Here is a 25,824-nt window from a genome sequence, read left to right on the forward strand (position 1 = left end):
GGGAAAGCCCCTCCGCCGGCGGGGCGCCGGCGGAGGGAAGGCAGTCTCCGGGGAGAGACATCAGAACCGCAGCCGGGCGCCGACGCGGTAGATCGGACCCGACGCGCTGTACTGCGTCACCGCGTCCTGACCCTGATAGGCGTAGCGCTGGCTCGGCTGGTTGGTCAGGTTCAGCCCTTCGGCGCTGACCGACAGCCAGTCGGTGAATTTGTAGCTCATCGACGCATCGACGTTGGTCGTGTCGCGGCTGAAGATGAAATCGTTGACCAGCGGTGAATCGCACGGCGTCCCCGCCACCGAAGGGTTGGCCGGGCTGTTCTGCAACCCCGGAGCGCACGATCCGCCGGCGATCGGATAGGTCTGCGAATAGCCCTTGCGATAGGCGACCGAGACGCGCGCGCGGAACTTTGCCGTTTCATAGGCGAGCGTGCCGTTGACCGACTGTGGCGAGACGCCGAGGAACGGGGCGGTGCCGGTGCTCGCCGGGATGGCGGCGAGGGTGCCCGACGCCGCCCGGCCCGGATCGAGGATATAGTTCAGCTCGGACTTGATGTACGTGTAGTTGAGCTGGAGGCCGAGGTTCTTGAAATACCACGGCAGGAAGTCGAGTTCCTGCTGATAGCTGATCTCGACGCCGCGCAGATAGCCGCCCGGCGCATCGGCGAACTGTCGGGCGACGAACGGGTTGTTGGCGTTCAGATAGGCGAGCTGGATCGGATCGGTGATCTGCGCGCGGATCGCCTCGATCGTGGCGGCGTCAGTGAATTGCGACAAGGGACCGGCGAACGAGATCGTCTGCGGGAAGCTGGAGATCTGTTTGCTGAACCCGGCGACGCTGACGAGGCCGCCCGGCGCGAAATACCATTCGATGCTGGCATCGAGGTTGGTCGAGCGGAACGGATTGAGGCGCGGGTTGCCGATCGTCAGCGTGGCGCCGACCGCATCGCCGGTGTTGGGGATGCTGAGGCCCGTGATCGACGGCGACAGATTGCCCAGCAGCGGCCGCGCCATCACCCGCGACGCGCCCAGCCGCACGAGGAGGTCCTCGACCGGTTCGTACACCACGTTCAGCGACGGCAGGAAATCGGTATAGCGGTTGGTGCCGACGATGCCGCGCCCGGCCGGGGTCGTCCCGTTCGACGTCACGTCGGTGATCGCGACGCGCGTGCCGGCGTTGCCGCGGAACGGCCGCCCGAACAGCTCGCTGGTCCAGTCGGCCTGGACGTAGAAGCCGGTATCCTTTTCGAGCACGTCGAAATTCTCGCGCCCGCCGTTGCGCCGGTCGGTAAGGCGCCAGTCGCCCCATTTGTTGACGCAGTTGCAGGTGAAGTCGAACAACTGGTCGAACGCGCCGATATTGGGCGTGTAGAAACTGGTGACGGTGCCTTCGGGCACGTCCAGCCCCTGCCCGAAGTCGATGACCTGTCCCACCGATGCCGCGCTGGCCCCCGCCTCGCGCAGCGTCGGGTTGAGCAGGTCGTTGTTGCGTTCGAACTGGCGCGTCGCAAAGGCATATTCGCGGTAATTGCCGCCGAAGCCCACGTTGAAGCTGTCGTTGACCCGCCAGTCGAAATCGATCTTGCCCTGTTTGTAGGTATTCTTGGTGAAGCGCAGATAGCGGCGGATGCCCGAGAAGCCCTTGACCGTATCCCAGTTGTTCGGATCGGCCGCATCGAAGCCGAAATTGACGAGCGGCATGTCGCCACCGTCACGCGCGTCGAACACATAGCGTTGCGGCGAATCCATCCGGTTGAATTCGACCAGCAGCCCTTCGGAATTGTTGGTCGATTCGGACGCGCCGCCGATGAACACCGCGCGGAAATTGTCGCTGAATTCATGTTCGAGCTGGAGCGAACCCTGCCGGAACTTGGTGGTATAGATCGACTGGTCGACCGCCGAGCGGAAGTCGACGTTGGTCGCGACCATGTAGTCGACGTTGCCGTTGGTGACGTTCACTTCCTCCAGCCGCACCGCCGGCCGCCCGATCAGCGACCCGCGATAGGCCAGCCGATTGCTCGACGCGATATAGCCGACCGAATTGGGGTTGTTGTAATAGTCATACGGGTCGAGGTTGAACGGATTGGTGCTGAAGATGTTCGACGTCGTCGGATTGTTGGCCGCGACCGTCCCCGGCACCACCGCCGAGGGGGCGAGCACCGATGCGACCCGCTGCCCCTGCGCATTGAGCGCGGTCGCGAACGCCGGGGTGGTGCCATAGAGTTGCTGGCCGCAATCCTGTGCGGGAACCAGGCTCGACCCCGCATTGGGCGTGCAGATGCCGGGATAGAGCGCGCGTGCCGCCTGCGGCGTCAGGGTGTTGCCGGCGGTGTTGTACGCGGCGTTGGTGTTGTTGCGGTTCAGCCCGACCGGCGACACCTGATAGATCGAACTGCGGTTCTTGAAGCGCGAATAGAGGCCATCGATGCTCAGCCGCGTCTTGTCGCCGATCTGCCACTGGTACGACGCGGTCAGGCCAAGGCGCTGATATTCGACGTCCTGCTGCTCGATCGAGGGCAGCGCGGGGAAGCGGACCGTCGAATTGTCGACGCGGCCCGGCGTGTTGAACGGCGCGCCGGGATAGAGCGCGGCATAGGCATTGGGGTTCGATCCGGTCAGCGCCGCGATCGCATCGGGGTTGGTGATGGCGGTGCCGAAGCCGGTGCCGGTAGGCGCGGCGAAGCCGGCGCGCTGCGGATTCTCGTTCCCCGCCCAGGTCGATCCGCGATAGACATAGTCCGACTGGCCGGCGCCGCGACGATATTGGTCGATCGCGTTGCGCGATTCGCTCCATGCCGCCGATACCAGCAGGCCCATCGTGCCATCGGCAAAGGTCTTGGAGGCAAGGCCGGCGAGGCGCGGCGTCCATTTGCCGATATTGTCCTGATAGCTGCCCTCCGCCGACAGCGCGAACGCGCCCTTTTTGTAATCGAACGGCCGGCCGGTCTGGAGATCAATCGTGGCGCCCAAGGACCCTTCGTCGGTTTCGGCCGAGGGCGTCTTCTGCACCTTGAGCGAACTGAACAGCTCGGAAGCGAAGGTGTTGTAGTCGAACGAGCGGCTGCGATTGGGGCTGGTGCCCGAATCGTTCGAGCCCGCCGTCGCCAGCGCTTCGAGGCCGTTCAGCCGGGTACGGTTGAAGTCGCCGCCGAGGCCGCGCACGGTGATCGACCGCCCCTCGCCATTGTCGCGGTCGATCGACACGCCGGGCAGGCGCTGGAGCGATTCCGCCAGATTATTGTCGGGGAAGTCAGCAATATCCTCGGCATTGATCGAATCGATCTGGACCGCCGCGTCGCGCTTCTCGACGATCGAGGTGCGCAGCGATGCGCGGTAGCCGGTGACGATGATCTCGCCGGCGTCGCCGCCATCGTCGAGCGCCTGCATCTCCTGCGCCTGTGCGCCCGGCGCGTTGCTCGCCTCGGGCGATCCGGGCGGCGGTGCCGGCCGGTCCTGCGCCGAGGGCAGTGGTGCCTGGGTCATCGGGGCGATGGCAGTGCCGTCCTGTGCGACGGCGGTGCCGGCGATGGCCAGCGCCAGTCCCGACGCGCCGAGGCGGAGCATCCTGCGTGCGATCATGATTCCAATCCTCCCCTTTTTATCTTTGGAAACCGGTGTCATCTGCGAACCATAAAATCGAGATAATCTTCGAGATTGGTGCGGCCGTCGCCGTTACGATCGGCGTTGCCGTCGGGTCGTTTCGGGTCGAGGCCATTGGCGCGTTCCCACCCGTCGGCCATGCCGTCGCCGTCGCTGTCCCTCGCCGCCGGTCCGCCGCGCAGGGTCGGCCAGCCGCCGGCATCGGCTTCGGTATCGATCTGCCGGCCGGTGCCACGGCGCACCCCGTCGATGATCGCCGCGTCGACGGAATCGCGCGCGCGGCTGGCCCCGGCATCGGCCAGCACCCGCTCGACCGCCGCCATCGCCGCGCCGGTCGCGACCGGCGGCATGTCGACCGGCGCGGACAAGCGGTAGGCCCCGCCGGTCTCGCCCGACACCAGCGACCAGGGATCGGCGGGCACCGCGCCCGCCATCGCATTGTCGGCGAACCATGCCTGCGCATGGCGGTTGCTTTCGGCAAAGGCGATCCGTCCCTTGCTGTCGGGGCCGGGTAGATAGGCGTTGGCGACGAAATTGTAGCGCGCGACGCTTTGCGTGTCGGCGTTGTAGCCCGAACGGCCGCCACCCCAGTTATAAAAGACGTTGTTACGGAAATCGAAGTCCGCGCCGCGCGGGTCGGCTTTGGCGGGGGCGTAATTGCCGGGGCGCGGCATCCGCGCGGCATGGTTGGCCCAGAGATTATGGTGGAAGCTCATCCGCGATCCGCGACCGCCGCGCACCAGGCTGCCATAGCCGTGCTCGCCCTTCACATGACCGGCACGGCGCAGCGAATCGGCGATCACGCTCCACTGGACGGTCAGGTCGCCGATGCTGTTGGCGGCATCGCGGTAATTGGCGGAGGCGGACAGGGTTTCGTCGACCGACCAGCTTGCCGAGACATGGTCGAGGAGGATGCGCGTGCCGCCGCTGATCCAGATCGCGTCGCCCTGCGACTTTGATTCGGCCCCCAGTCGCGAGCGGAGGTAGCGGACGATCACGTCGTCGGCCGCGATCTGCAACGTCTGGCCGCGCAGGGTGATGCCGTCGCCCGGCGCGGTCTGTCCGGCGATGGTGATCCGGCCGTGCCGCACGACCAGCGGCGTGCGGAGCGCGATGGTGCCGGCGATGTCGAACACGATCGTTCGCGGCCCTTCGGCCTCGACGGCGGCGCGCAGGCTGCCCGGTCCCGCATCCGACAGCGTGGTAACGCGCAGCACCTTGCCGCCACGCCCACCGGTGGAGAAGCGCCCGGCACCTTCCGCGCCGGGAAATGCCGGCACCGGCACCCCGGCCGGAGCGGACGCGGGCACGGTGGCCGGACCTGCGGCGAGCATGAGGATGGCGGACGCGAGCGTCATTGTCTCTCCCAATCGGTTCCACGCCCCATCGCATGGGGTCTATTGCTGGAAACCGGTGTCATTGCACCGGTAACCGGGGGAGTTGTCAAGGGCGACAATCGCTTACAATGTCATCTGGTCCGAATTTTTCCCGCCACCGGGCCATTCGCCAGCACGGCATAGCCGCCGACCTCGCGCTCGTCGTCGATCACGCGGCCCGTGCCCTCGCGCACCTCGGCGACGATCCGGTGGTCGACCGCATCGCGGTCCCACGGCCGCGCGCCGGCCTGTGCGATGACCAGCGCCTCGACCTGCCCGGCAGGGATCGCGCGCAGGCCGCTTGGCCAGACGACCGGGCGCGGCCGGTCGATCACCTGCGGCCGGCGGACGGTCGGCAGGATTGCGATGCGGTGCATCGGCTGGCCATCGGCATGGACCGCGCGATTGTCGGCCATGTGCAGCCCGAGATCGCCGTCGCCCTCGACGATCAGGAACGGCAGGCCGCGCCGGGTCGAGCGGCCGCCGCGCACGACATTGCCGACGATGCTCATCCCACCGGTGACGAACGCGCGGTCGCCCCATTCGACCCCGTTCAGCGCATAGTGGAGACAGCGGTTGCCGGGATCGTAGATCAGGTTGTTGACGCACGCCACCCGCGCCCCGCCCTTCACCAGCGGATGGCGTTCGTGATTATGCGCGTACAGGTTCTGCGCGACGAGGATGCCGGTGGTATTGTCGTGGATCAGCGACCCCTTGCTGTGTTCGCCCTTCGCGTGCGACGCATGCGACAGCCCCTCGGCGATGATGTTGCGGGTAAGCGTGATGTTGCGCGAGGTATGCGCGCGCCATGCGTCCGGTGTCGTGCCGCCGTCGAAACGCGGTCCCGAGGCCGACAGATTTTCGTCGGTCGCCCATGCGAACGAACAATGATCGATGACGACGTCGTGCGCGGCGGTGCAGGACAGGCCGTCGACTTCCCAGCCGCTTTGGGGGGCGGCACCGTCGGCACCGGCGCGAACGCGGATGTGGCGGACGATCACGTCATGCGTCGCGACCGAGATGCCGCCGCGGATGAGTGTGATGCCCGGCGACGGCGCGGTTTCGCCGGCGATGGTGACGAACGGTTCGCGGATGCGCAGCGTAGCTCGCTTCAGATCGATGATCCCGCCGACCGCGAACACGATCCGCCGCGCGCCGGGCACCGCCAGCGCGGCGGCCAGACTGCCCGACCCGTCGGCGGCCAGCGTCGTGACGGTGAGCGTCCGCCCGCCCGCCCCGCCGCGCGTGGCGGTCCAGCCGGGCAGCGGCGTTTCGGCCGGGCTGCCAGCGGGGAGTACGGTGCCGAGGGCGAGAAGCGGGACGCCACCGATCAGATGGCGGCGGCGGATCGGCAGCGCGGCGACCGACAGCGGCAGCGATGACATGGCGGGTTCCCCTCTGGCGACGTTGTTACTCGGATCGCCGTCCGGTTGCGTCACGCGGGGTTCAATATGTCCGTATCGTTCAGCTTGTCCACCGGTAGCAAAGGGTGCCACCTCTGACCCGTTATTGTAACGATTTGTTTCTACGCTAGGTTCGACCGATCGCGAAGAGACGGAGGAAGTAATCGACGAACCGTCTCGCTTCGGCATCCATGCCATCGACGCCGGCAGGCTCGACGCCCCACAGGCGGCGGTTCTGCTGCGCGGCGGTCATGCCGATCAGCATCCGCGCCATGTCGATCGCGCCTTCGTCGCGCAGTCGCCCCGCCTCGATCTGGCGGGCGATATAGTCGGCCAGCGCGCGTTCGATATGGTGGGCGGCCTGTCGGTAGAAGATGCGCCCGACTTCGGGAAAGCGCCCGCTTTCCGCCACGACCAGCCGCCATGCCGCGACGGCATCGGGGTGTGCGGTCTTGTTCATGAAGCTGCGACAAAAGTTGACGAGCGTCGCCTCCAGATCGCCGGGCGTCATCAACTCGCCCATCACCTGGCTACGGAACGCGGCGGTCACGTCCTCGATCACCGAGGCGAACAATTCCTCCTTGGAGGGGAAATAGCTCCACAGCGTCGCCTTCGATCCGCCGAGCGTCGTAAGCAGCGCCGACATCGACGTCGCGGCATAGCCATCGTCGAGGAACGAACGGCGCGCGGCGGCGACGATCGTGGCGCGGCGATCCTGTTTGCGCGCCTCGCGTCTGGTCGGAGGAATCTCGGAACTATCGGTCGTCATAAAACTGTACTATAGAGTACGGATATTCGTTGACAACCGATCGCCGCCGGATCATGCCGCGGACCGTACCCATTAGTACGGTTTTTCCGATGATGCGCCCGATTCCACGCGATGCCGCCCGCCCGATCGCGCTGGCGGCGGTCCTGTTCCTGTCCGCCTGCGCCAGCGTCCCGCGACTGGGGCCAGCCCCGGCCGTTGCCCCGCCCGGCGCCTATGCCGCAGCGCGCACGCTTGCCGCGACCGGCGATGCCGCATGGCCCGATGCGGCGTGGTGGCGCGCCTATCGCGATCCGCAGCTCGACACGCTGATCGGCGAGGCGCTGGCCGGATCGCCCGACCTTGCCGCCGCCCGCGCCCGGATCGCGCAGGCCGACGGCTATGCGCAGCAGGCCGGGGCGACGCGGTTGCCGAGCCTCGACGTGGCCGGCAACGCGGGGCTGACCAAGCAGAGCTACAACAACGGCATCCCGGCAGACTTCGTGCCCAAGGGCTGGAACGATACCGGCCGGATCGAGGGGCAGTTGGGCTTCGACCCAGACTTGTGGGGTCGCAACCGCGCGGGCTATGCGGCGGCGCGGTCGGACGCCGATGCGGCGCGGCTCGATCTGGCACAGGCGCGGCTCACGCTGTCGACCACTGTCGCCGATGCCTATGCCGACCTCGCGGCGTTGTACGCCGGCCGCGCGGTGCAGGCGAGCGCGCTGGGCGTGCGGCAACAGACCGAGCGGTTGACCACCGACCGCGTCACCGCCGGGCTCGACACCCGCGCCGAACTGAAACAGGCGCAGTCGGCGGTGCCCGCCGCACGCGCCGATCTGGCGGCGACCGACGAACAGATCGCGCTGACTCGCAACCGCATCGCTGCGCTGCTGGGGCAAGGGCCGGACCGGGGCCTTGCCATCGCCGCGCCGCGCGCGACGATCGGCGTGCGCGGCCTGCCCGCCGACGTCACCACCGACCTGATCGGCCGCCGCCCCGACGTGGTCGCGGCGCGCACCCGCGTCGAGGCGGAAGCGAGCCGGATCAGGATCGCGCGCGCCGACTTCTACCCCTCGATCCGCCTGTCGGCGGTGTTCGGCGTCGTATCGCTCGGCCTCGACAATCTGCTCAAGGGCGGGTCGACCGCCGGCACGGTCGGCCCCGCGATCAGCCTGCCGATCTTTCGCGGCGGCGAGTTGGCAGGCCGCTATCGCGTCGCGCGCGGCGGGTATGACGGTGCGGTCGCGGATTACGACCGCACCGTCGCGCAAGCCTATCGCGCGGTCGCCGATGCGATCGTCAGCCAGCAGGTGCTGACCACGCGCCTTACCGAATCGCGCCGTTCGCTGGCCGATTCCGAAGCAGCCTATCAGGTCGCACGGCTGCGCTACGAAGGCGGGCTGTCGCGCTTCCTCGACGTGCTGACCGCGCAGGAGCGGGTGTTGCAGGCGCGCTCGATCGTCGCCGGGCTGGAGGCGCGCGCCTTCACGCTCGACATCGCATTGGTGCGGGCGCTGGGTGGCGGGTTCACCGCGCCCGCGACCGCCGGACCGACCGACAAGGACCTACCCCATGGCTGATCTGGAACCCGCCTCCTCCGCCACCGATGCCCCGGCCAAGAGCAAACGCAAGAAACTGCTGACCGGGATCGCCGCCATCGTTCTGGTGGGCGGCGCGAGCTATGGCGCGTGGCACGTGCTGGTCGGCAGCCACTATGTCGAAACCGACAATGCCTATGTCGGCGCGGACACCGCGCAGGTGACGCCGATGGTCGCCGGACAGGCGATCGCGGTCGGCGCGGCGGATACGCAGGCGGTGAAGCGCGGCATGATGCTCGTCCGGCTCGACGACAGCGACGCGCGGATCGCGCTCGCCACCGCCGAGGCCGAACTGGCCAAGGCGCGGCGCGCGTTCGGCCAGACCGCCGCGACCAGCACCGCGCTGTCCGAACAGGTGCGCGCACGCGCCGCCGATGTGGCGAGCGCGCGGGCGCAACTGGCAGCGACCGAGGCGTCGTTCGCCAAGGCGCAGGTCGATTTCGACCGCCGCCGCCGGCTGGTGCCGGCAGGGGCGGTATCGGGCGACGAGCTTACCGCCGCCACCAACGCACTGGCCGCCGCCCGCGCCGCACGCGAACAGGCGCGTGCCGCCGTCGCGCAGGCGACGTCGCAGCGTGGCGCTGCGGCGGGCACGCTTGCCGCCAATCAGGCGCTGATCGAGGGCGCCAGCGCCGCAACCGCGCCCGACGTGCTGGCCGCCGAGGCGAAGGTGCGACAGGCGCGACTCGATCTCGACCGCACCATCATCCGCGCGCCGATCGACGGGGTGGTCGCCAACCGCACGATCCAGGTGGGGCAGCGCGTCGCCGCCGGCACCACGGTGATGCGGATCGTGCCGGTGGGGCAAGTCTATGTCGATGCCAACTTCAAGGAAGGCCAGTTGACGAAGGTCCAGCCGGGCCAGCCGGTGACGCTCACGTCCGACCTGTATGGCGACGACGTCGAATATCACGGGCGGGTCATCGGCTTTTCGGGCGGGACCGGATCGGCGTTCGCGCTGATCCCGGCGCAGAACGCGACCGGCAACTGGATCAAGGTCGTCCAGCGCCTGCCGGTGCGCGTCGCGCTCGACCCACGCGAGCTGGCGGCGCATCCGCTTCGCGTCGGCCTGTCGATGACCGCGACCGTTGACATCTCCGGGCGGTAGGGAGTTCGGCACATGGCCGGGAAAGACGATTTCAAGCCGTTCACCGGGCCGACATTGTGGTTCGCCGGGATCGTGCTGGCGCTGACCAATTTCATGGTGGTGCTCGACACGACGATCGCCAACGTGTCGGTCGGGCATATCGCCGGGTCGCTCGGCATCTCGACCAGTCAGGGGACGTGGATCATCACCTCCTATGCGGTGGCGGAGGCGATCTGCGTGCCGCTCACCGGCTGGCTGGCCGGACGGTTCGGGACGCTGCGCACCTTCGTCGTGGGCATGATCGGCTTCGGTATCTTTTCGGTGCTGTGCGGGCTGTCGACCAGCCTGACGATGATCGTCGCCGCGCGGATCGGCCAGGGGCTGTGCGGCGGGCCGCTGATGCCGCTGACGCAAACGATGCTGCTGCGCATCTTCCCCAAGGAACAACATGGCCAAGCGATGGGCATGTGGGCAATGACCACCGTCACCGCGCCGATCCTCGGGCCGATCCTCGGCGGGACGATCAGCGATAGCTGGTCGTGGCACTGGATCTTCTTCATCAATATTCCAGTGGCGATCTTCTGCGTGTTCGGCGCGCTGCGGCTGCTGAAACCCGCCGAGACCGAGCGTCAGCCGCTCAAGGTCGACAGGATGGGTCTCGCCCTGCTGGTGCTGTGGATCGGCGCGCTCCAGATCATGCTCGACATCGGACGCGAACACGACTGGTTCGAGGACCCGACGATCGTAATCCTAGGGCTGGTCGCCGCCGTGGGCGCGGCGGTGTTCGTCGTGTGGGAACTGACCGAGCGGCAGCCGATCGTCGACCTGCGCGTGTTCCGCCACCGGGGGTTCACCGTCGCGGTCGCCGCGCTGTCGTTCGCGTTCGGGACGTTCTTCGCCTCGGTCGTACTGATCCCGCAGTGGTTGCAGGCGAGCCTTGGCTACACCTCGACCTATGCCGGCTATGCCACCGCGTTCAACGGGATGGGCGCGGTCATCATGTCGCCGATCGTCGCGCAGTTGATGAAGAAGCACGATCCGCGCGCGCTGGTGTGTTTCGGCATCCTGTGGATCGCCGGGGCGACGCTGATCCGGGTGGGCTGGACTACCGGGGCCGATTTCTGGACGCTGGCGTTTCCGCAGATCGTGCAGGGGTTCGGCATGCCGTTCTTCTTCATTCCGCTGACCACGATCGCGCTGGGCGCGGTCGAGCCGCACGAAACGGCATCGGCGGCAGGCGTGATGAGCTTCCTGCGCACCATGGCGGGGGCGATCGGCACGTCGGTGTCGACGACGCTCTATGCCGACAGCATGATCGTCGCGCGCAGCGAGATGGTGTCGCGGCTCAACGCCGATCCGACTACGACCGCGCTGATGGCGCAGGGCTTCTCGCTCGATCAGGTCCGGGCCACGGTCGAGATGACGGTCGCGCGCGAAAGCAGCACGCTGGCGATCAACCACCTGTTCCTGTTGTCGGCGATGGTGTTCGTCGCGGCGGCGCTCATCATCTGGCTGGCCCCCCGGCCCAAACGGATGGCGAAGCCGGGGGAAGCGCATTAGGACCGATCGACATTCAACCGGCCGTGACGCCGGCAAAGACCATCTCCGTCACCCCGGACTGGTTCCGGGGTCCATAGTGCAGCGATCGATGTCGTTCGAGGCACTTGCGACAGCGTTCGCGGCCAGATGGACCCCGGAACAAGTCCGGGGTGACAAAGGAGGGTGGTGTTTTCGACCACGAGTTGCACCGGAATAGCTGAATGTCGATCGGCCCTAGAGGATAACCGGCACGCGACTGGTTCCGGTGCCCGCGAACAGGGCGTTCGCCACCCGTTGCGGATCAAGGTCGTAGGCATGGGCCACGGCGGCCGAGATCAGCGCGTCGAGCTGCATCGTCGGGCGCAGGTCACGCCCTTCGTGAAGCTGCGCGGTGGCCAGCCCCGGCCAGTCGGCGAGAACGCGGCCACCCTTGATCCGCCCGCCGAACAGCATCGCCGCCGCGCCGGTGCCGTGATCGGTGCCGCCGGTGCCGTTGACCGCCACCGTCCGCCCGAATTCGGTCGCGACCAGCACCGTCGTGTCGCGCCATGCCGCGCCGAGGCCAGTCTGCAACGCGCCGACCAGCGCGTCGAGCCCCTTCAGATTGGCGGCGAGCCGGCCGCGCTGCTGGCTATGGGTGTCCCAGCCGCCGGTTTCGATCATCGCTATCCGCGCGCCTTCGGCCGGGGCGAGGAGTTTCGCGGCGAGCGCGCCGGTCGCCGCAGCGTCGCGCCCGCCGTTGCCGGTCAGGTCGCCGGCAAGCGTCCGGGTCGACAGTGCCTCGCTCCACAGCGAATGGAGCTGGGCATCGCCCTGATAGAGCATCGCGACCCGCTGGAGCAGGTCGTCGGACGCATCGGGCAGCGTCGAGGGGGCGTAGCTCGACACCTCATGCCGCCCGCGCAGCGCCAGCGGCACGGTGGCCGACACCGCAATCGCCTTCGCATTGCCTGACGGGATCAGGCCGAGCATCCGGTTGAGCCAGCCGTCCTTCACCTGATAGGCCCCTGCCCCGCCGGTTTCGAGGACGTTCTGCCCGTCGAAATGCGACCGGTCGCGATAAGGCGAGGCGACGGCATGGGCGAACAGCGCCTGCCCCTGTCGATACAGTTCCGCCGCCCCGGTCATCGCCGGGTGCAGCGCGAAGGTCGTATCGAGGCGCGGCGCGGTCGCGAAATCGGCGGCGAGTTGCCCGCGCTGCGCCGCGAAGGCCGGATCGCCGACCGGCGCGACGATGCCGAGGCCGTCGGCCGCGCCGCGCTGGATGACGAACACGAAGCGGCGATCGGTTTCGGCGCGGGCGAACGCCATGCGCGGCACCACCCCCATTGCCAGCGCGGTAAGCCCTGAGCGGACCAGCAGGGTACGACGATCGATCATGGTCATCTCCGCATCATTTCCGGGCTGACCAGCAACAGCGCCAGCCCCTGCGCCGGGCTTTCGGCGCGAGCGATCGCCTGCGTCGTGGCGGCCGACAGCCCATCGGGGAAGAGTTTCGCGCCGAGCGTCCGGGCGTCGGTCGCGGGGGTCCGGCCGGCCATGCGCTCGGCCGCCTCGACCCGGCGCATGATCGCATCCGGCCCGGCCCAGCTTGCCGCGACATCGTCATAGCCGATCGGCTGGCCCGGTTTCCACGCCGGCTGGCCGAGCTGGTTGAGCAGGCCGACGATCGCGCCGGGCTGCACCTCGCGCGTGCCGACCGCGCGGAAGGTGGCGACCGACCATTCCCATGGCGTGCGGAACTTGACCGGTGCCGGCACCCACGCCTCGGGCGAGGCGATGATCGCGCGGTACATTGTCGGCAGATCGCCGTTCGACGAGCGATACGCCTGTTCCAGCCGGGCGATCATCGCCGGCGGGGGCACGTCGCCAGCGAAATGGCGGGCAAGCTTGGTCGCGAGATGCCGCGCGGTGGCCGGACTGGCGGCAAGATCGGCCAGTATCTTCATCGCCTGCGCCTCGCCCGCCGCCGGGTAGCGTGTGCCGGTGATGATGCGGTCGCCGGGTTCGTGCAGCGCGGGGGCGAACACGAAGCTGCCCGGCACGGCATCGCCCGCAGCACGCTGGGCGGGTCGCCGGGCAAGGCCGGCGACGGTCCAGCCGGTGAGCGCGCGGGCCAGTTCGGTCACGTCGCCCTGGGTATAGCCGGTGCGGACGCCGAGCGTGTGCAATTCCAGTATCTCGCGCGCCAGATTCTCGTTCAGCCCCGCCCGGCGTCCGCCGCGCTGGCCGACGATGCTGTTCGGGCCGACCGATACCGCCTGATCGAGATAGACGAGCATCGCCGGATGCCGTTCGACCGCCAGCAGCATGTCGGCGAAGCGGCCAAGGACGTGCGGCCGGATCGCCTCGAACTCAAGGGTGTGGGCAAGGCCGACCATCTCCAGCTTATCGGCGGAGACGGCGAAGTGATTGGCCCAGAAATGCACCAGCCGCTCTACGAACGGCGTGGCCGTGGTGAGCGCGATGCCGGTTCGCGCGGCGAGCGCGGCGGCATAGCCCTGTCGCAAATCGCGCGCCGCCGCCTGCCGCGCGTCGCGATACGGATCGGCTGGCGGCGCGGCGGTCGTCCCCGGACTCATTGGCGGCGGCACCGGGGCTGGGGCGGCGGGCTGCTGTTGGCGGCGCGGGCCATTTTGTTCGCGCAGGTCGCGGCGTTGATCGTAGAACTCGGTCAGGCGCGCCGCGACCGCGCCGCTGGTGGGCACGGCGGCGATCCGCGCCGGGGCGACGGTGTAGCGATCCAACTGGTCGAGCAGCCAGCGCCGGGGGTCGCCGGGTGGCGTTTCGTCGGGCCGCGCGCCCAAACCGAAGCGTGTCAGCGCGATGGTGGTGTCGGGCGTGGTCATGATCCGGTTCCTTGCGTACCGCGCAGCATGGTGGTCCGCAGCCCGGCGGCGAGCGCGGCGCGGTCGTCGGGGGACAGCGTCGCGGCGAAGCGGATGATCGCCGCTTCGCGCGCCTGCCGCAACGTGAGATCGGCGACGCGGGCGCGATCGAGCGCGGCGGCGAGTGCCGCTTGGTCGAACGGCTGTGCGACCAGCGCCGCCGCCGCATCGGCCCGCGCCCGTCGTGCCCGGTCGAGCAGCGGCCGGTTGGCGCTTCTCGCCTGCCGCAGCATCGCGCGGAACCGGGGCTGCTGCGCTGTGCTCAGCGCATTGCCCGCGTCGCGCAGCCGGGCAATGGGCGCGGGTGCCGGCGACCGGGCAAGCATCCAGCCGCCGCCGAGCAGCGCCCCCAGCAGCAGCGCGTTGAGTGCCAGCGACACCATCAGCCAGCGCCATGTCGATCGCGTCATCGTCCCGCCTCCCATCCGCCGAACGCGGTATCGGCATAGCCGCCATCGTCGCTGACGATCGGCGGCGGTGGCAGCAGCGTGACGGCCAGCGCCCCCGCCGCCGCGCCCGCCAGCGTCAGTCCGGCCAGTCCCGACCACCACAGCGCGATCGGCCCGCGACCGCGCGGTTTGGGGGCATGTCGCAGGATCGAGTCGGCCAAGCCGTGCGGTGCCGCCACCGGCAACCAGTCGGCGAGTACCGCATCCAGCCGATCGGCCTGTGCCAGCAGCATTTTCCCTTCCACCGACGATGCCAGCCGGATCGCCGCCGCCCGCTCGTGCGCCGGCCAGCGGGCGATCGTGCCGCCATGGGCGTCGCACAGCGCCGAAAACCGCTGCAAATCCATGTCACCCCTCCCCGTCATCGACCAACGCCGCGCGCAACGTCCGGCGCGCGCGGGCCAGCAGGCTTTCGACCGCCTCGACACTGGTGCCCAGCAGCGTCGCCACCTCGGCATTGGGCAGGTCCTGATAACAGGTGAGCAGCACCGCCTCGCGCTGGCGATCGGGCAGGCGGGCGATCGCCGCCGCTACCGCCGCCGCGCGCTCGGTTGCCAGCAGGTCCGCCTCGGCACCCGGTGCCGGATCGGGCCGCTCGGGCGGATCGGCCATCACGATCGCGTGGGGCCTTCGCAACCGGTCGCGGCACAGGTTGAGCGTGACGAGATGGACCCAGGTATCGAACCGCGCCGTCCCCGGCCGCCAGCGTGGTGCCTGTCGCCAGATGCGCGCGAACACCTCCTGCGCGACATCCTCCGCCTCGCCGGAGTCGCCGAGCATCCGCCGGGCGAGCGACAGGATGCGGCCAAGCTTCGCCGTGACCATCGCCCGGGGCGCGCCCGCCTCCCCCGCCGCCAGCCGGCGCAGCAGCGCGGCATCCGGGTCGGCGTCCGCGGTCACGCGGTTCCGGTCGGGGAAAGGGTCCGGCGGTGGTTCGGCATGGGCGTTTCATAGCATCCTTGTCCCCGTTCAACGCGGCGGCGCGGCCGATCCGTCGCGATCCCGATCGATTTTTCGCCGCGCGACCCTTCGCCGAAAAGCTGATACGCCGTGCGCGGCCACGACGTTGGATGAGGGCAGGATGCGCTCGGGAACATGGTTGCAGGCGTTTTCCGGCAGGTTCCTGCACCTGCGCTTCCGCTCGGGCGTCACGCACCGCGTCGAGATCGTCGAGCGGCCGCGCCGGACGCTGTCGCCAGCGGACTTCGCCGCACTGGAGGCGGCATGTCGCGACGTGGTTGCCGCCTGTCTCGACGGGCGGCAGCTCGATTATGGCCTGTTCGCGCCCGACGGCCTGGCATGGGACCGCAGCGTGGTGACACTGATCCGCGATGCCTCAAGCGGCGCGCCGGTCGCGTTCAACGCCATGCCGCTGCTGCCGGTCGAGCGCGGCGGCGTGCGCGAGGAGGTACTGCATCTGGGGCTGGTGATGGTCGACCCGGCGGCGCGCAGCGGCGGGCTGTCGTGGATATTGTACGGCCTCACCTGCTTCGCGCTGTTCGTGCGGCGTGGGTTGCGCCCGCTGTGGATCAGCAGCGTGACTCAGGTGCCCGCCGTCGTCGGCATGGTCGCCGAGACGTTCGACGACGTTTATCCGGCGCAGGCGGCCACGCGGGCGAGCTTCGCGCACCGCCATTTGGCGCATCAGATCATGCGCGGCTCTCGCGCGGCGTTCGGCGTGGGGGCGGAGGCCGGGTTCGATCCCGTCGGCCATGTCATCACCGACGCCTATACCGGCGGGTCCGACCATTTGAAGAAGCGCTTCGACGCGGCGCCGAGGCACCGCGACGAACGCTACAACCGCTTCTGCGCCGAGACGCTCGATTACGACCGAGGCGATGACGTGTTGCAGATCGGGCGGATCGACCTTGCGACCGCGCGGCGGTTCCTGTCGCGCAGCGTGCCGCGCCATGCCGTCCCGCAACTGGCGGTGCAGGGCGCGATCATCGCGCTGCAGGCGGTGGTCGCGCCGTTGCTGCAATGGCTTGCCGCCGACCGGCCCCTTGGCAGATTGAGACCCGTGCGATGACCGGCTTCGACTATGACGAGATGACCACGCGCAATCGCGGCTTCGTGAGCGAGGCGGAACAGGCGCGGCTGCGCGAGGCGTGCGTGCTGATTCCCGGTGTCGGCGGCATGGGCGGCGCGGCGTTCATGGCTTTAGTGCGCGCCGGGGTCGGGCGGTTCGTAATTGCGGACATCGATACATTCGAGATGTCGAACCTCAACCGGCAGTTGTTCGCGACGCTCGACACCGTTGGCATGGGCAAGGCCACCGCCGCGCGTGACGGGGCGTTGCGGATCAACCCGCAGGCACAGATCGAGGTGCTGGGCGGCGAATGGCCGCACGCGCTCGACCGGCTGGTCGCGGTGGCCGACGTGATCGTCAACGGGATGGACGATGCGGCGGCGGGGGTCCACCTGTACCGCCGGGCGCAGGCGGGTGGCCGCACCGTGATCGACGCCTATGCCTCGCCGCTGCCATCGGTCACGGTGGTCCGCCCCGATGCGCCCCGGCCCGAGGTGCGGTTGCGCTACCCGACGGTCGGGGTGGCATGGACCGAGATCGACGCGGACATGCGCGTCGCCTGTCTGCAACGCGAGATCGAATATGTGCTGACCCACAGTTCGTCGCACGCCCATGTCGACCTTGGCGTCGCGGCGGAGGTGGCGGCGGGCAAGCGGTCGCGATTCTCGTTCGCGACGATGGTGACGATGGCGGGGACGATGATGGCGGAGGAGGCGATCCGCGTGATCCTCGGCCGGCCGGGCGGGACCGATCATCGCGGTTACTTCTTCAATCCGCACCGGGTACGGATCGAACGTCCGCTGCCCGCTCCGATCGCGGCGGTGCGCGGCATCGTGGTCCGGCGGTTCCTGCGGCGGATGATGGCGTGATCGATACGATCATCCTCGGCATCGCACTCGTCGCGCTGCTGATCGCGCGGCAGGGCGTTGCGGTGGCCGCCGCGCGATCGGCGGTCGCGGCGCGGTTGCGCGCGCTCTATACGCTCACCGCGATGCTGGCGGGGTTGCGGCTGCTGACGCCGGTCGTCCCCGCGACGCCGATCGTCGTGGCGTTGATGACCGTCGCGGCATGGCTGCCGTTCGCAGCACTCCGGCTGGTCGAGGAACTGTGCCGCCGCCATGCCCGGCGCAGCGTCAAGCTGCTGGCGCTGGGCGGCGGTTTGGGCTTTTCGGCGCTGGCGGTGACGCTGGGGGTGGTGTGGAGCGCGGCGGCGCTGCTGGCGCTGGCCGGGTTTCAGGCGATGATGCTGGTGCTGATGATTGCGCAGATGGCGCGAGCGCGCCGCGATCTCCGCCCGGCCGAGCGGCGGACGCTCGACAGTTTCCTGCTGGCGCTGGCGCTGACGATCCCGCTGGCGCTGACCGATTTCACCGCGCTGCTGCCCGACGCGCCGGTGCGCGGCGGGGCGATCGCTGCGCTGGTGATGGTGCTCGGATCGTCGCGGCTGGCCGAGGATCGCGGCACGCCGCTGGGGCTGGTCGCCGATCTGATGGTGGCGATCGGCGCGGGCGGCGTGCTTGTGGCGATCGGCCGGGCGGTGCTGCCCGACGTCGACCTCGCAAGCGGATTACGACTGACCGCCGCCGGTGGCGCGCTCGCCGCGCTGCTGCTGCTGATCGAGCGGACGCGCGATCTGGCGGGACAGGGATCGGGCCTGACCGCCGCGCTCGCGCGGGTCGCGGGCGACGACATGGGCGCGATCCTGTCGGCGCATCCGCTGCTCGACCATGCGCGGATCATCGAGGGCGACGCGCTTGCCGCCTATCCCCCGGCGAGCGTCGCCCGGCTGCTCGACCACCGCGTCGTGCGGGGCGATCTGGCCGATGCCGAGGCGCGCGATGCCGCGTGCGACCTGCTGCTCGCGACCCAGGCGACGCATCTGATCCGCCTGTCGCGCGATCCGCCACGGCTGCTGGCGGTGGCGGCGGGGGGTCTTGCCGGACGGAGCCTCGACGATGAGATCGCGCTGGCCGCCCGGCTGATCGAGCGGGCGGCATGACGATCGAGCTGCGCCCCGGCGACCGCAATGCGTTCTTCGACGCGCCGTTCCACGCTTATCGCCCGCAGGACGGCTATGTCTCGCCGCTCAGGAGCGACATCCGGCGGATGCTCGATCCGGCGGCCAATCCCTTGTGGCGGGCGGGCAATCGCTTCGCCTTCTGGACCGCGCATCGCGACGGCAGACCGGTCGGGCGGATCGTCGCCCATGTCCACGCCCAGTCGAACGAGCGCCACGGCACCGCCCGCGCGCAGTTCGGCTTCTTCGACTGCGCCGACGATGACGAGGCGGCGGGTGCGCTGCTGGGCGCGGCGGAGGATTTCGCGCGCGATGCCGGGCAGCGCGAGTTGATCGGCAACTTCAACCTGACAGCGATGCAGCAATGCGGGGTGATGACCGACGGTTATGGCGTGCCCGGCTATACCGACATGGTCGTCAACCCGCCGCACGTCCCACGCCTGCTCGAAGCGCATGGTTTCACCCGCTGTTTCCCGATGCGCACGTTCGAGCTGGACCTGCGCGATGCCCGGATCGACGGCCTGCGCGTGCCCGCGGCGGACCGGGGCTTCCGTTTCGCACCCATCGAAAAGGCGAGCTTTGTCGAACGGATGGAGGAAGCCCGCGCGGTGCTGAACGACGGGTTTGCCGACAATCCGATGTTCGTACCGCTGACCGCCGACGAGTTCCGCTTTCAGGCGGGCGAAATGATGTCGATCCTCGACCCCCGGCTGTCGTCGGTATTACTGCATCACGACCGCCCGGTCGGCACGATCGTCTGCATCCCCGACCTGAACGGGTTTCTCGCCGCGACGCGGTCACGGATCGGGCTGACCACGCCGTTCCACTATCTGCGCTATCGGTTGCGGCGCAGGCGGGCGGTCATCATCTTCTATTCGGTGGTACAGGATCAGCATGGACAGGGGCTGATGGGCGGCATGCTGGCGCGCACCGTCACCGCGCTGCGGGATGCGGATTATGATCGGCTCGGCATCACCTGGATCGCCGATGGCAATGCCGCCAGCCTGCGACAGATGGAAAAGCTCGGCGCGCGGCCGCTGCACCGGCTGCACCTGTTCCGCAAGGATGTCGCAGGATGACGATCGACCGGAGGACGCTGATCGCCGAGGCGGCGCTCGCCCCCAGCGTCCACAATGTCCAGCCCGCCCGCTGGCGCTGCGTCGGCGACGACGGCATCGCGCTGTTCGAGGATGTCGCGACCCGGCTCTGCGTCGGCGATCCGACGGGCAACGATGCGCGGATCAGCCTTGGCGCGGCGGCGGAAGGGTTGCGGTTGGCCGCCGGACGGGCCGGGTTTGCGCTGCGCGAGGCGGAGCCTCCCCTGGCCGAACCGGGTCTGGTGCCGGTCGCGGGCTACCGGCTCGTGTCCGACGCCGCTGCCGCCGATCCGCTCGCTGGGGCGGTCGATGCCCGTCGGTCGTGGCGCGGTGGCTTCGCGACGGTGGAAGATGCCGATCGTGGCGCGGCGGCGGCGCTGGCCGGGGCGGATGCGAAGGTCGTGACCGATCGGGCGCTGCTCGCCGAACTGGCGCGGGTCTATGATGCGGCGAGCTATGACTTTCTGCGCGATGCCGGGTTCCGCCGCGAACTGCTGTCGTGGATGCGGTTGCGGCGGAGCCATCCGCGCTGGGCGACCGATGGGCTGAATGCCGGGGCAATGGCGATGGGCGCGGTCGAGGCGCGCGGTGCCGGGGTAGTGCTGGGCAAGGGCTTCGCGCTGCTCGACCGGGTCGGGCTGGCCCGGCCGTTGCTGGCGGAAGGAAGCAAGGTCGCCGCGGCGGCGGGGCTGGTCGTGTTCCACCGCCCCGCCGGTGAAGCGCCGTTCGAGAGTGGGCGCCACTTCTACCGCCTGTGGTTGCGGCTGGAGGCGGCGGGGTTCGGCGCGGCGGTGCTGGCGGCACTCGCCGACGACCCTGCGGCGGCGCGGACGGTGGCGGCGACGGCCGGGGTGCCGGCGGGCGAGCGGGTGGTCAGTGCCTTCCGGATCGGGCGGCGTCCGGCGGGGGCGGCTCCCCTGCCCCGCGCGCGCCGCTCGCTCGATGATCTGCTGGTGTGAGGATCAAAGGAGTTTGAGGAAGGCGATCAGCGCCGCCTTGTCCCGCGCCCGCAGATCGGCACCGAAGCCGTGGCCGCCGTTGCCACGTCCCGGCTGGCGCGTATCGATCCATACGCCTCGCGAAAACGGGCGATAGCCGCGCGGATAGCCGCCGTCGGTGCCCAGCCGCAGCCCGACCCGGTCGAAATCGAGCGCATGGCCGCCGACCTGAAACCGCGCCGGTCGCCGCTCGGGCGACAGCAGCGCGTCGAGCGTCGGCACCGATCCGTTGTGGAGATAGGGCGCCGAGGCCCACAGCCCGGTCAGCGGCGGCGCGGCATAGCCCTGCCCCGCCGTCACCGCGATCCGGCTGCGATAGGCGGTGCGACCGACCGCATCGGCCAGCGGTTTGGCGAAAGTGGCGGCGCGCAGCGGATCGGTGCCGACCTCGCCGATCCAGTTGGGATAGCGCTCCAGCCGCGCGCCCCGCCCCGACAACCGATAGTCGCCGTGGCAGGCGGCGCACGCCTGGGCATAGACCGCTGCCCCGGCCCGCGCTTCTCCCGGATCGACCACGCCCGGAAACGGCTGCGGACGATAGGTTTCGAGGAACGCGACGACCGCCGTCGCATCGCCGAGGCTGTCGAGCGCGGCATCGGGATGCACGCCCATGCTGGGCACGGTGAAGAAGGTCGTGATCGCCGCCAGCGCCCGGCGATGGTCGGGGGTCAGGTCGACGCGGGTCGTCGCGCGCCGCGCCGCGCCCGGCACGCCATAGGCACCGTCGACGAGCAACCGGGTCCGCAACACCCGGTCGCCAAGGTCGGGAATCGAGACGGTGCCGACGTCGCCCGTCCCGCCGTCGATCAGCGGCAGGCCGAGCGCCGCCTTCAGCGCGGCGACGCCGTTGGTGGTGCCCGGCGTGCCGTTGGGAAAGGGCAACGGCCGCGCCGCATCGCCCAGTGCCGCCAGCCGCCGCCGGACCAGCGGCAGGACGAGCAGCCGCAGCGTCGCGCGCTCGCGCAGGCTCATGTCGGGGAACAGCGCATCGGCGGCGGGGAGCAGCCGTTCGCTGGCGGCGAAGCGGCGCAGCGCGGCGAACACCGTCATGGTATAGGCTTCGAGATCGAGCGAGGTGTTGGGCATCCCCAGCACCGCCCGCGCCGGATCGGGCGTACCGTCGGGGCGATAGGCGACGCCGGCATGGCAGGCGGCGCAGCCGAGATTGGCGACGCGTACCACGCTGCCGCCGACCGGCGCGACATCGCCGGTGGTCAGCCCAAGCGGCATGGCAGTCGCGGTCGCCGCGACACCCGGCGGGCGGTTGACGACGGCGGCACCGTTCAGGAACCCGAAGCGGGCGAGGACCCGTGCCAGCGTCGCCGCGTCGATGCGCACGGCAGGATCGCGGGCCTGCTCGTCAAGGACCAGCGCGGCGGCGACCAGCCGCCACGGCACGGCATTGCGCGACAGCGCGGCCATGCTGATCCCGCCGAACCCGGCCCCCTCGAACGCCGCCGCGCCTCGCGCCACCGCATCCGCCTGATCGGCGACGCGGGGGCGGGTCAGCGACTCTCCGACCGGACGCGCGCCACCCCATAGCAGCGCGGCGAGCAGCAGCAGCGCCGACACTACCAGCGCGCGCCGGCCCCAGCGTCGTGGCAGGGTCATCGCCCTCTGCCGATCATCGGTCCGGCGTGCAGGCGTGGAGGATCGTCGTACCGGCAATCGCGCTCGCCCGGCGACAGTTCAGCGTGATGCTCGCGCCGCGTGCCATATCGGCCAGCGCCGCCCGATCGGCGAGATTGGCGACGACGTAGTTGAACCGGGTCCGCCCTTCGAGCGACAGCGACGGGCTGGCACCGCCGGTCGCCGAGACGATCGTACCGGTCGCGGTGACCGGCTGGTCATAGCGCGCGCTGGCGGCTGCCGGATCGTCACGGAACGCCGTGTCGATCGCGGCGACGGTGGTTCGGGTCGCCTGGACGTCGCGTCTGTCCGTGGCCGGCGTCGGTTCGGATGCGGCGATCGGGCGGGCTGCGTCACGCTGGCTCCACAGGAAGACGCCGATGATGACGAGCGCGACGACGATCATCGCCGGCAGGATCAGCCCGCCCCGCCCTTCACGTTGCACCTTCGCCGGCGCGACGGAATCGGCTGCCGCTGTTCCGCATGCGGGACAGAAGCGCGCGTCGGCGGGGAGATCGGCCCCGCACCTGGTACAAAAGGCCATGGAGTTTCTCCTTGGGTCTGCGTCGAAGCGACGGTCCGTCACGGCAGGAACGGCAGCGATTCGATCACGCTCTCGCCGGTGTAGCGCTTGCACAACCGGTCGATCGCGAACATCGTGGCAATCGCGGCGACCAGACCGGCGATAGCGGCGACGGCATCGCCCCAGCCGTCCAGCAGGCCGGCGACGACCACCAGCGCAACGATCGCCCCGATTCCTTCCGCGACGAGATAGCCGACGAACAGCAACCGCTTGCCCCACGTCATCGGCGGAGCGGCGGTCGCTTTCGCGGCGCGGCGCGGAGGTGGCGGCGCGGTCGACGGCGCATCGATCGGCGCTTGGCCGGCCAACGCCCGCGCGGGTGCCCGCATCGCCCAGACCAGCGAGCGATAGAGCGCGACGCCGATCAGCAGCAGGAAGCCGCCCATCATCACCATCCCGCCCGCTTCGCCGCCCCGGGGAAAGACCAGCGAGGTCAGCATCGCCGCCGCGACGATCGACAGGCAGAGGGCGATGACGTGCAGCAGGAAGCTGACCCCGGCGCGGCGGACGAAGCGGACATAGTCGTGCTGCGTCACCGGCCACGCCGGCCCCTTGCCGTTCACGCGGTAGAGATAGCCTTCGGGCCGCTTCTCGAACTGCATCGCCATGAAGCCGCCGCATAGCGTGAGGATACCCATCACCCTGTCTCCCGATGGCGGTTACAGCGCCTTGTAGAACAGCTTGCCGGTGCGCGGCGTCGCGTCGGCCGAGGCGCTGAGCGCCTGCAACGCGGTGACGAGCCCGCGCGGGGTGCGCGTCAGCGTGAACAGTGCCTGCCCCCGGCGATAGCCGCTGTCGAACATGTTGTCCGCGCCATAGCCGTGGAATTTGACGACGATCGACCTGCCCTGCGGCGTGACGGTGCAGCGGATACGCTTGTTGGTCTGAAACCCCTGCCCGTTCAGCGTGCAACCGGTCGGGCCGTTGCCGGGGCCGACGCCGAGCGTGTAGGTGATGAATGCGACCATGCTGTCGGCCGGGGTGGTGCCGCCGTGTCGCCCGACGTTTTCTTCCCAGACATACCGGCCGTTCCAGCCGGCGTCCTGTGCCGAGGCCGGGGTGGCAAACGTCGCTGCCATGGCGGCGAGCGACAGGGTGATCGTTGTGGTAGCCGCAAGACGGGTTCGCATGACGAGTCTCCTCAAGGCTTGATAGTGAAGGGAATAGCGTTCGGGCGTCAACGCGCGGTCAGCGGCAGGCGACCGGTAAGCGGGGTGATGGCGAAATCGGCACCGCCTCGCGGCGAGGGCCACATCGCGATCTGAAACCGTTGCCGGGCGGCGCAGACGTTCATCGTCCACACTTCGAAATGGCCGCCGAGCGTGTGCGCCGGCCGGGTCGGCTGACGCGGCACATAGCTGCGCGGCATGATCGCCCGGTCGGCGGAATAGATCATCCGGCAGCCGCCGGTGCGGCTGGAATAGTCGGCGATCGCGGTCAGCACATCCGCCTGGAGCCGGGGGCTGGCCATGCTCGCTCCGGTGATTTTGAGCGGATAGGCGGCAGCGGGCGTCGCGCCGGCGATCGTGGCAGTGACGAGAGCGGCGGCGATGAAAGACGTGCGTTTCATGGTCCTTACTCCTTCATGGCGCCCGTCATGAGGGCACGAAGCAGTAATTAGGCACCGTTCAATTAACCGCAATTGAACATCGATCAATTGTTAGCCGGTTGCGACGAACCGAGCTACACCGCCCCCGACCGGGCGGGCGCGGTGCTGTGCCGCAGGACTAGTTCGTGCGGCAACGTGACCTGTCGTTCGATCGCGACATCGCCGTTCAGGATGCCGATCAGCAGGTCGACCGCGCGCGCGCCGATGACCGCCTTGGGCTGGGCGATGGTGGTGAGCGGCGGATCGAAGTAGCAGGCGAACGGCAGGTCGTCGAAACCCGTCACCGACACGTCGGCCGGACACGACAGGCCGGCGGCGCGAATCGCGCTGATCGCGCCCAACGCCATCTCGTCGCTGAAACAGGCGATAGCGGTGATGCCCCGCGCTACCAGTTCGGCCGCCTGTTCATACCCCGACCGGGCTGAATAGTCGCCCGCGCGCACGATCGCCTTGTCCTCCAGCCCGTGCCGGCGTGCCGCCGCCAGTGCCCCGGCCAGCCGGTCGCGGCTGATCGGGCTGGCGGCGGGACCGGTGACGATGCCGATCGCGGTGTGGCCGAGGGCGACGAGATGCTCGATCGCTTCGGCGCTGGCGGCGGCATTGTCGATATGGACGCTCGGCACCGTCAGGCTCTCGCTATATTCGCAGCCGTTGACGATCGGCGCGGTCGCGCCGTTCCGTGCCAGCAGCGGAGCGAGCGTGGCGGGCAGGCGGTGGCCGAGGAAGATCAGCCCGTCGACCTCACGCCTCGCGAGCATCTCGGCATATCTATCCTCGATTTCCGGGTCGTGCCGCGTGTCGCCGACGATCACGGTATAGCCGGCATCGCGCGCCGCTTCCTCGACGCCACGGATCACGCTGGCAAAGAAGGGATTGGAGATATCCGGCACGGTCAGCAGGATCTTGGCGGCGCGCAGCGTCCGCAGCGACCGCGCGGCGATGTTGGGGGAATAGCCCAGCGCCTCGACCACCGCCAGAACGCGGCGGCGCGTGGGTTCGGCCACCCGGTCGGGCTGGCTGAACACCCGGCTGACCGTCGCGATCGAAACACCCGCACCGGCCGCGACATCGATGATCGTCGGCATGTTGCCTGTGTGGATCGGTTCGGCGACGTTGTCGATGTAAAGCTTTACATCGACAATCGTTCGACCTAGCCTCCGACCCAACGAAGCAGCAA

At 69.4% G+C, this 25,824-nt stretch carries 23 protein-coding genes; 8 read left to right on the forward strand and 15 right to left on the reverse strand.

The window, feature by feature from the left end; all coding sequences use genetic code 11:
* Positions 1 to 60 precede the first annotated feature (60 nt).
* From ASE78_RS03580 to ASE78_RS03595, 4 genes are all read right to left on the reverse strand, one after another.
* Positions 61 to 3,576, reverse strand: a complete 3,516-nt coding sequence (locus ASE78_RS03580; RefSeq protein WP_156351271.1) for a TonB-dependent receptor — start codon at positions 3,574 to 3,576, stop codon at positions 61 to 63.
* Between the two features lie 38 nt (positions 3,577 to 3,614).
* Positions 3,615 to 4,955, reverse strand: a complete 1,341-nt coding sequence (locus tag ASE78_RS03585; protein ID WP_056493296.1) for a hypothetical protein — start codon at positions 4,953 to 4,955, stop codon at positions 3,615 to 3,617.
* A 110-nt stretch (positions 4,956 to 5,065) separates the two neighbouring features.
* Entirely contained in the window at positions 5,066 to 6,358 is a 1,293-nt protein-coding gene (locus ASE78_RS03590; protein WP_056493299.1) for a polysaccharide lyase family 1 protein, read from the reverse strand.
* Between the two features lie 145 nt (positions 6,359 to 6,503).
* Positions 6,504 to 7,145 carry a TetR/AcrR family transcriptional regulator gene (locus ASE78_RS03595; RefSeq protein WP_056493302.1) on the reverse strand — a complete coding sequence of 214 codons (642 nt, stop codon included), beginning with the start codon at positions 7,143 to 7,145 and terminating at the stop codon, positions 6,504 to 6,506.
* 89 nt (positions 7,146 to 7,234) lie between these two features.
* Between ASE78_RS03595 and ASE78_RS03600 the strand changes: the two genes are divergently transcribed.
* From ASE78_RS03600 to ASE78_RS03610, 3 genes are read left to right on the forward strand one after another with little or no spacing between them, the layout of a single operon-like run.
* Positions 7,235 to 8,704, forward strand: a complete 1,470-nt coding sequence (locus ASE78_RS03600) for an efflux transporter outer membrane subunit (protein WP_235514860.1) — start codon at positions 7,235 to 7,237, stop codon at positions 8,702 to 8,704.
* The gene (locus ASE78_RS03605; RefSeq protein WP_056493305.1) at positions 8,697 to 9,830 is read left to right on the forward strand and encodes an HlyD family efflux transporter periplasmic adaptor subunit; all 1,134 of its coding nucleotides are present in this window, start codon (positions 8,697 to 8,699) and stop codon (positions 9,828 to 9,830) included. The genes ASE78_RS03600 and ASE78_RS03605 overlap by 8 nt, the downstream gene beginning before the upstream one ends.
* 12 nt (positions 9,831 to 9,842) lie before the next feature.
* Positions 9,843 to 11,369, forward strand: a complete 1,527-nt coding sequence (locus ASE78_RS03610) for a DHA2 family efflux MFS transporter permease subunit (protein WP_056493308.1) — start codon at positions 9,843 to 9,845, stop codon at positions 11,367 to 11,369.
* Between the two features lie 213 nt (positions 11,370 to 11,582).
* On the opposite strand, the gene ASE78_RS03615 is transcribed toward ASE78_RS03610, so the two are convergent.
* From ASE78_RS03615 to ASE78_RS03635, 5 genes are read right to left on the reverse strand one after another with little or no spacing between them, the layout of a single operon-like run.
* On the reverse strand, positions 11,583 to 12,728 hold the full coding sequence (locus tag ASE78_RS03615; RefSeq protein WP_056493311.1) for a DUF1501 domain-containing protein: 1,146 nt from the start codon (positions 12,726 to 12,728) through the stop codon (positions 11,583 to 11,585).
* A 2-nt stretch (positions 12,729 to 12,730) separates the two neighbouring features.
* Entirely contained in the window at positions 12,731 to 14,197 is a 1,467-nt protein-coding gene (locus tag ASE78_RS03620; RefSeq protein ID WP_200910987.1) for a DUF1800 domain-containing protein, read from the reverse strand.
* Complete coding sequence (locus ASE78_RS03625; protein ID WP_056493314.1) at positions 14,194 to 14,646, reverse strand: periplasmic heavy metal sensor; 453 nt, start codon at positions 14,644 to 14,646, stop codon at positions 14,194 to 14,196. Before ASE78_RS03625 ends, ASE78_RS03620 begins: the two co-directional genes overlap by 4 nt.
* A complete protein-coding gene (locus ASE78_RS03630; RefSeq protein ID WP_056493317.1) occupies positions 14,643 to 15,032 on the reverse strand; it encodes a hypothetical protein in 390 nt (129 codons plus the stop codon). The genes ASE78_RS03625 and ASE78_RS03630 overlap by 4 nt, the downstream gene beginning before the upstream one ends.
* A 1-nt stretch (position 15,033) precedes the next feature.
* Positions 15,034 to 15,585, reverse strand: a complete 552-nt coding sequence (locus tag ASE78_RS03635) for an RNA polymerase sigma factor (protein ID WP_056493320.1) — start codon at positions 15,583 to 15,585, stop codon at positions 15,034 to 15,036.
* A 199-nt stretch (positions 15,586 to 15,784) separates the two neighbouring features.
* Here ASE78_RS03635 and ASE78_RS03640 point away from each other — a divergent pair, with 199 nt between their 5' ends.
* From ASE78_RS03640 to ASE78_RS03660, 5 genes are read left to right on the forward strand one after another with little or no spacing between them, the layout of a single operon-like run.
* Positions 15,785 to 16,714 (forward strand): hypothetical protein, encoded by a 930-nt coding sequence (locus ASE78_RS03640; RefSeq protein ID WP_200910988.1) that lies wholly within the window; start codon positions 15,785 to 15,787, stop codon positions 16,712 to 16,714.
* Positions 16,711 to 17,583, forward strand: coding sequence for a HesA/MoeB/ThiF family protein (locus tag ASE78_RS03645; RefSeq protein WP_056493326.1), 873 nt, complete (start codon positions 16,711 to 16,713; stop codon positions 17,581 to 17,583). Before ASE78_RS03640 ends, ASE78_RS03645 begins: the two co-directional genes overlap by 4 nt.
* Positions 17,580 to 18,713 carry a hypothetical protein gene (locus ASE78_RS03650; RefSeq protein WP_056493328.1) on the forward strand — a complete coding sequence of 378 codons (1,134 nt, stop codon included), beginning with the start codon at positions 17,580 to 17,582 and terminating at the stop codon, positions 18,711 to 18,713. The genes ASE78_RS03645 and ASE78_RS03650 overlap by 4 nt, the downstream gene beginning before the upstream one ends.
* Complete coding sequence (locus ASE78_RS03655; RefSeq protein WP_056493331.1) at positions 18,710 to 19,810, forward strand: GNAT family N-acetyltransferase; 1,101 nt, start codon at positions 18,710 to 18,712, stop codon at positions 19,808 to 19,810. The genes ASE78_RS03650 and ASE78_RS03655 overlap by 4 nt, the downstream gene beginning before the upstream one ends.
* Complete coding sequence (locus ASE78_RS03660; RefSeq protein WP_056493334.1) at positions 19,807 to 20,787, forward strand: hypothetical protein; 981 nt, start codon at positions 19,807 to 19,809, stop codon at positions 20,785 to 20,787. The genes ASE78_RS03655 and ASE78_RS03660 overlap by 4 nt, the downstream gene beginning before the upstream one ends.
* 3 nt (positions 20,788 to 20,790) lie before the next feature.
* Here ASE78_RS03660 and ASE78_RS19840 read toward each other — a convergent pair whose 3' ends face one another.
* The 6 genes from ASE78_RS19840 to ASE78_RS03690 all read right to left on the reverse strand — a co-directional run bounded on the left by ASE78_RS19840 (position 20,791) and on the right by ASE78_RS03690 (position 25,732).
* Complete coding sequence (locus ASE78_RS19840; protein ID WP_056493338.1) at positions 20,791 to 22,437, reverse strand: c-type cytochrome; 1,647 nt, start codon at positions 22,435 to 22,437, stop codon at positions 20,791 to 20,793.
* A 13-nt stretch (positions 22,438 to 22,450) separates the two neighbouring features.
* Complete coding sequence (locus tag ASE78_RS18890) at positions 22,451 to 22,999, reverse strand: zinc ribbon domain-containing protein (protein ID WP_162236460.1); 549 nt, start codon at positions 22,997 to 22,999, stop codon at positions 22,451 to 22,453.
* A 38-nt stretch (positions 23,000 to 23,037) separates the two neighbouring features.
* Positions 23,038 to 23,676, reverse strand: a complete 639-nt coding sequence (locus ASE78_RS18895; RefSeq protein ID WP_056493344.1) for a hypothetical protein — start codon at positions 23,674 to 23,676, stop codon at positions 23,038 to 23,040.
* 21 nt (positions 23,677 to 23,697) lie between these two features.
* A complete protein-coding gene (locus ASE78_RS03680) occupies positions 23,698 to 24,168 on the reverse strand; it encodes a DUF5991 domain-containing protein (RefSeq protein ID WP_156351272.1) in 471 nt (156 codons plus the stop codon).
* A gap of 47 nt (positions 24,169 to 24,215) precedes the next feature.
* Complete coding sequence (locus ASE78_RS03685) at positions 24,216 to 24,608, reverse strand: hypothetical protein (protein WP_056493350.1); 393 nt, start codon at positions 24,606 to 24,608, stop codon at positions 24,216 to 24,218.
* Positions 24,609 to 24,721: 113 nt separating this feature from the next.
* Positions 24,722 to 25,732 (reverse strand): LacI family DNA-binding transcriptional regulator, encoded by a 1,011-nt coding sequence (locus tag ASE78_RS03690; RefSeq protein ID WP_056493353.1) that lies wholly within the window; start codon positions 25,730 to 25,732, stop codon positions 24,722 to 24,724.
* Positions 25,733 to 25,824: the final 92 nt, after the last annotated feature.

Origin of the sequence: Sphingomonas sp. Leaf25 (assembly GCF_001421635.1) — a bacterium.
Classification (GTDB): domain Bacteria; phylum Pseudomonadota; class Alphaproteobacteria; order Sphingomonadales; family Sphingomonadaceae; genus Sphingomonas.

Excerpts from the sequence above, each read along its gene's own strand:
- ASE78_RS03580 (WP_156351271.1), bottom strand. The coding sequence starts at position 3,576 with ATGATCGCACGCAGGATGCTCCGCCTCGGCGCGTCGGGACTGGCGCTG.
- ASE78_RS03585 (WP_056493296.1), bottom strand. The coding sequence starts at position 4,955 with ATGACGCTCGCGTCCGCCATCCTCATGCTCGCCGCAGGTCCGGCCACC.
- ASE78_RS03590 (WP_056493299.1), bottom strand. The coding sequence starts at position 6,358 with ATGTCATCGCTGCCGCTGTCGGTCGCCGCGCTGCCGATCCGCCGCCGC.
- ASE78_RS03595 (WP_056493302.1), bottom strand. The coding sequence starts at position 7,145 with ATGACGACCGATAGTTCCGAGATTCCTCCGACCAGACGCGAGGCGCGC.
- ASE78_RS03600 (WP_235514860.1), top strand. The coding sequence starts at position 7,235 with ATGATGCGCCCGATTCCACGCGATGCCGCCCGCCCGATCGCGCTGGCG.
- ASE78_RS03605 (WP_056493305.1), top strand. The coding sequence starts at position 8,697 with ATGGCTGATCTGGAACCCGCCTCCTCCGCCACCGATGCCCCGGCCAAG.
- ASE78_RS03610 (WP_056493308.1), top strand. The coding sequence starts at position 9,843 with ATGGCCGGGAAAGACGATTTCAAGCCGTTCACCGGGCCGACATTGTGG.
- ASE78_RS03615 (WP_056493311.1), bottom strand. The coding sequence starts at position 12,728 with ATGATCGATCGTCGTACCCTGCTGGTCCGCTCAGGGCTTACCGCGCTG.
- ASE78_RS03620 (WP_200910987.1), bottom strand. The coding sequence starts at position 14,197 with ATGACCACGCCCGACACCACCATCGCGCTGACACGCTTCGGTTTGGGC.
- ASE78_RS03625 (WP_056493314.1), bottom strand. The coding sequence starts at position 14,646 with ATGACGCGATCGACATGGCGCTGGCTGATGGTGTCGCTGGCACTCAAC.
- ASE78_RS03630 (WP_056493317.1), bottom strand. The coding sequence starts at position 15,032 with ATGGATTTGCAGCGGTTTTCGGCGCTGTGCGACGCCCATGGCGGCACG.
- ASE78_RS03645 (WP_056493326.1), top strand. The coding sequence starts at position 16,711 with ATGACCGGCTTCGACTATGACGAGATGACCACGCGCAATCGCGGCTTC.
- ASE78_RS03655 (WP_056493331.1), top strand. The coding sequence starts at position 18,710 with ATGACGATCGAGCTGCGCCCCGGCGACCGCAATGCGTTCTTCGACGCG.
- ASE78_RS03660 (WP_056493334.1), top strand. The coding sequence starts at position 19,807 with ATGACGATCGACCGGAGGACGCTGATCGCCGAGGCGGCGCTCGCCCCC.
- ASE78_RS19840 (WP_056493338.1), bottom strand. The coding sequence starts at position 22,437 with ATGACCCTGCCACGACGCTGGGGCCGGCGCGCGCTGGTAGTGTCGGCG.
- ASE78_RS18890 (WP_162236460.1), bottom strand. The coding sequence starts at position 22,999 with ATGGCCTTTTGTACCAGGTGCGGGGCCGATCTCCCCGCCGACGCGCGC.
- ASE78_RS18895 (WP_056493344.1), bottom strand. The coding sequence starts at position 23,676 with ATGGGTATCCTCACGCTATGCGGCGGCTTCATGGCGATGCAGTTCGAG.
- ASE78_RS03680 (WP_156351272.1), bottom strand. The coding sequence starts at position 24,168 with ATGCGAACCCGTCTTGCGGCTACCACAACGATCACCCTGTCGCTCGCC.
- ASE78_RS03685 (WP_056493350.1), bottom strand. The coding sequence starts at position 24,608 with ATGAAACGCACGTCTTTCATCGCCGCCGCTCTCGTCACTGCCACGATC.
- ASE78_RS03690 (WP_056493353.1), bottom strand. The coding sequence starts at position 25,732 with ATGCCGACGATCATCGATGTCGCGGCCGGTGCGGGTGTTTCGATCGCG.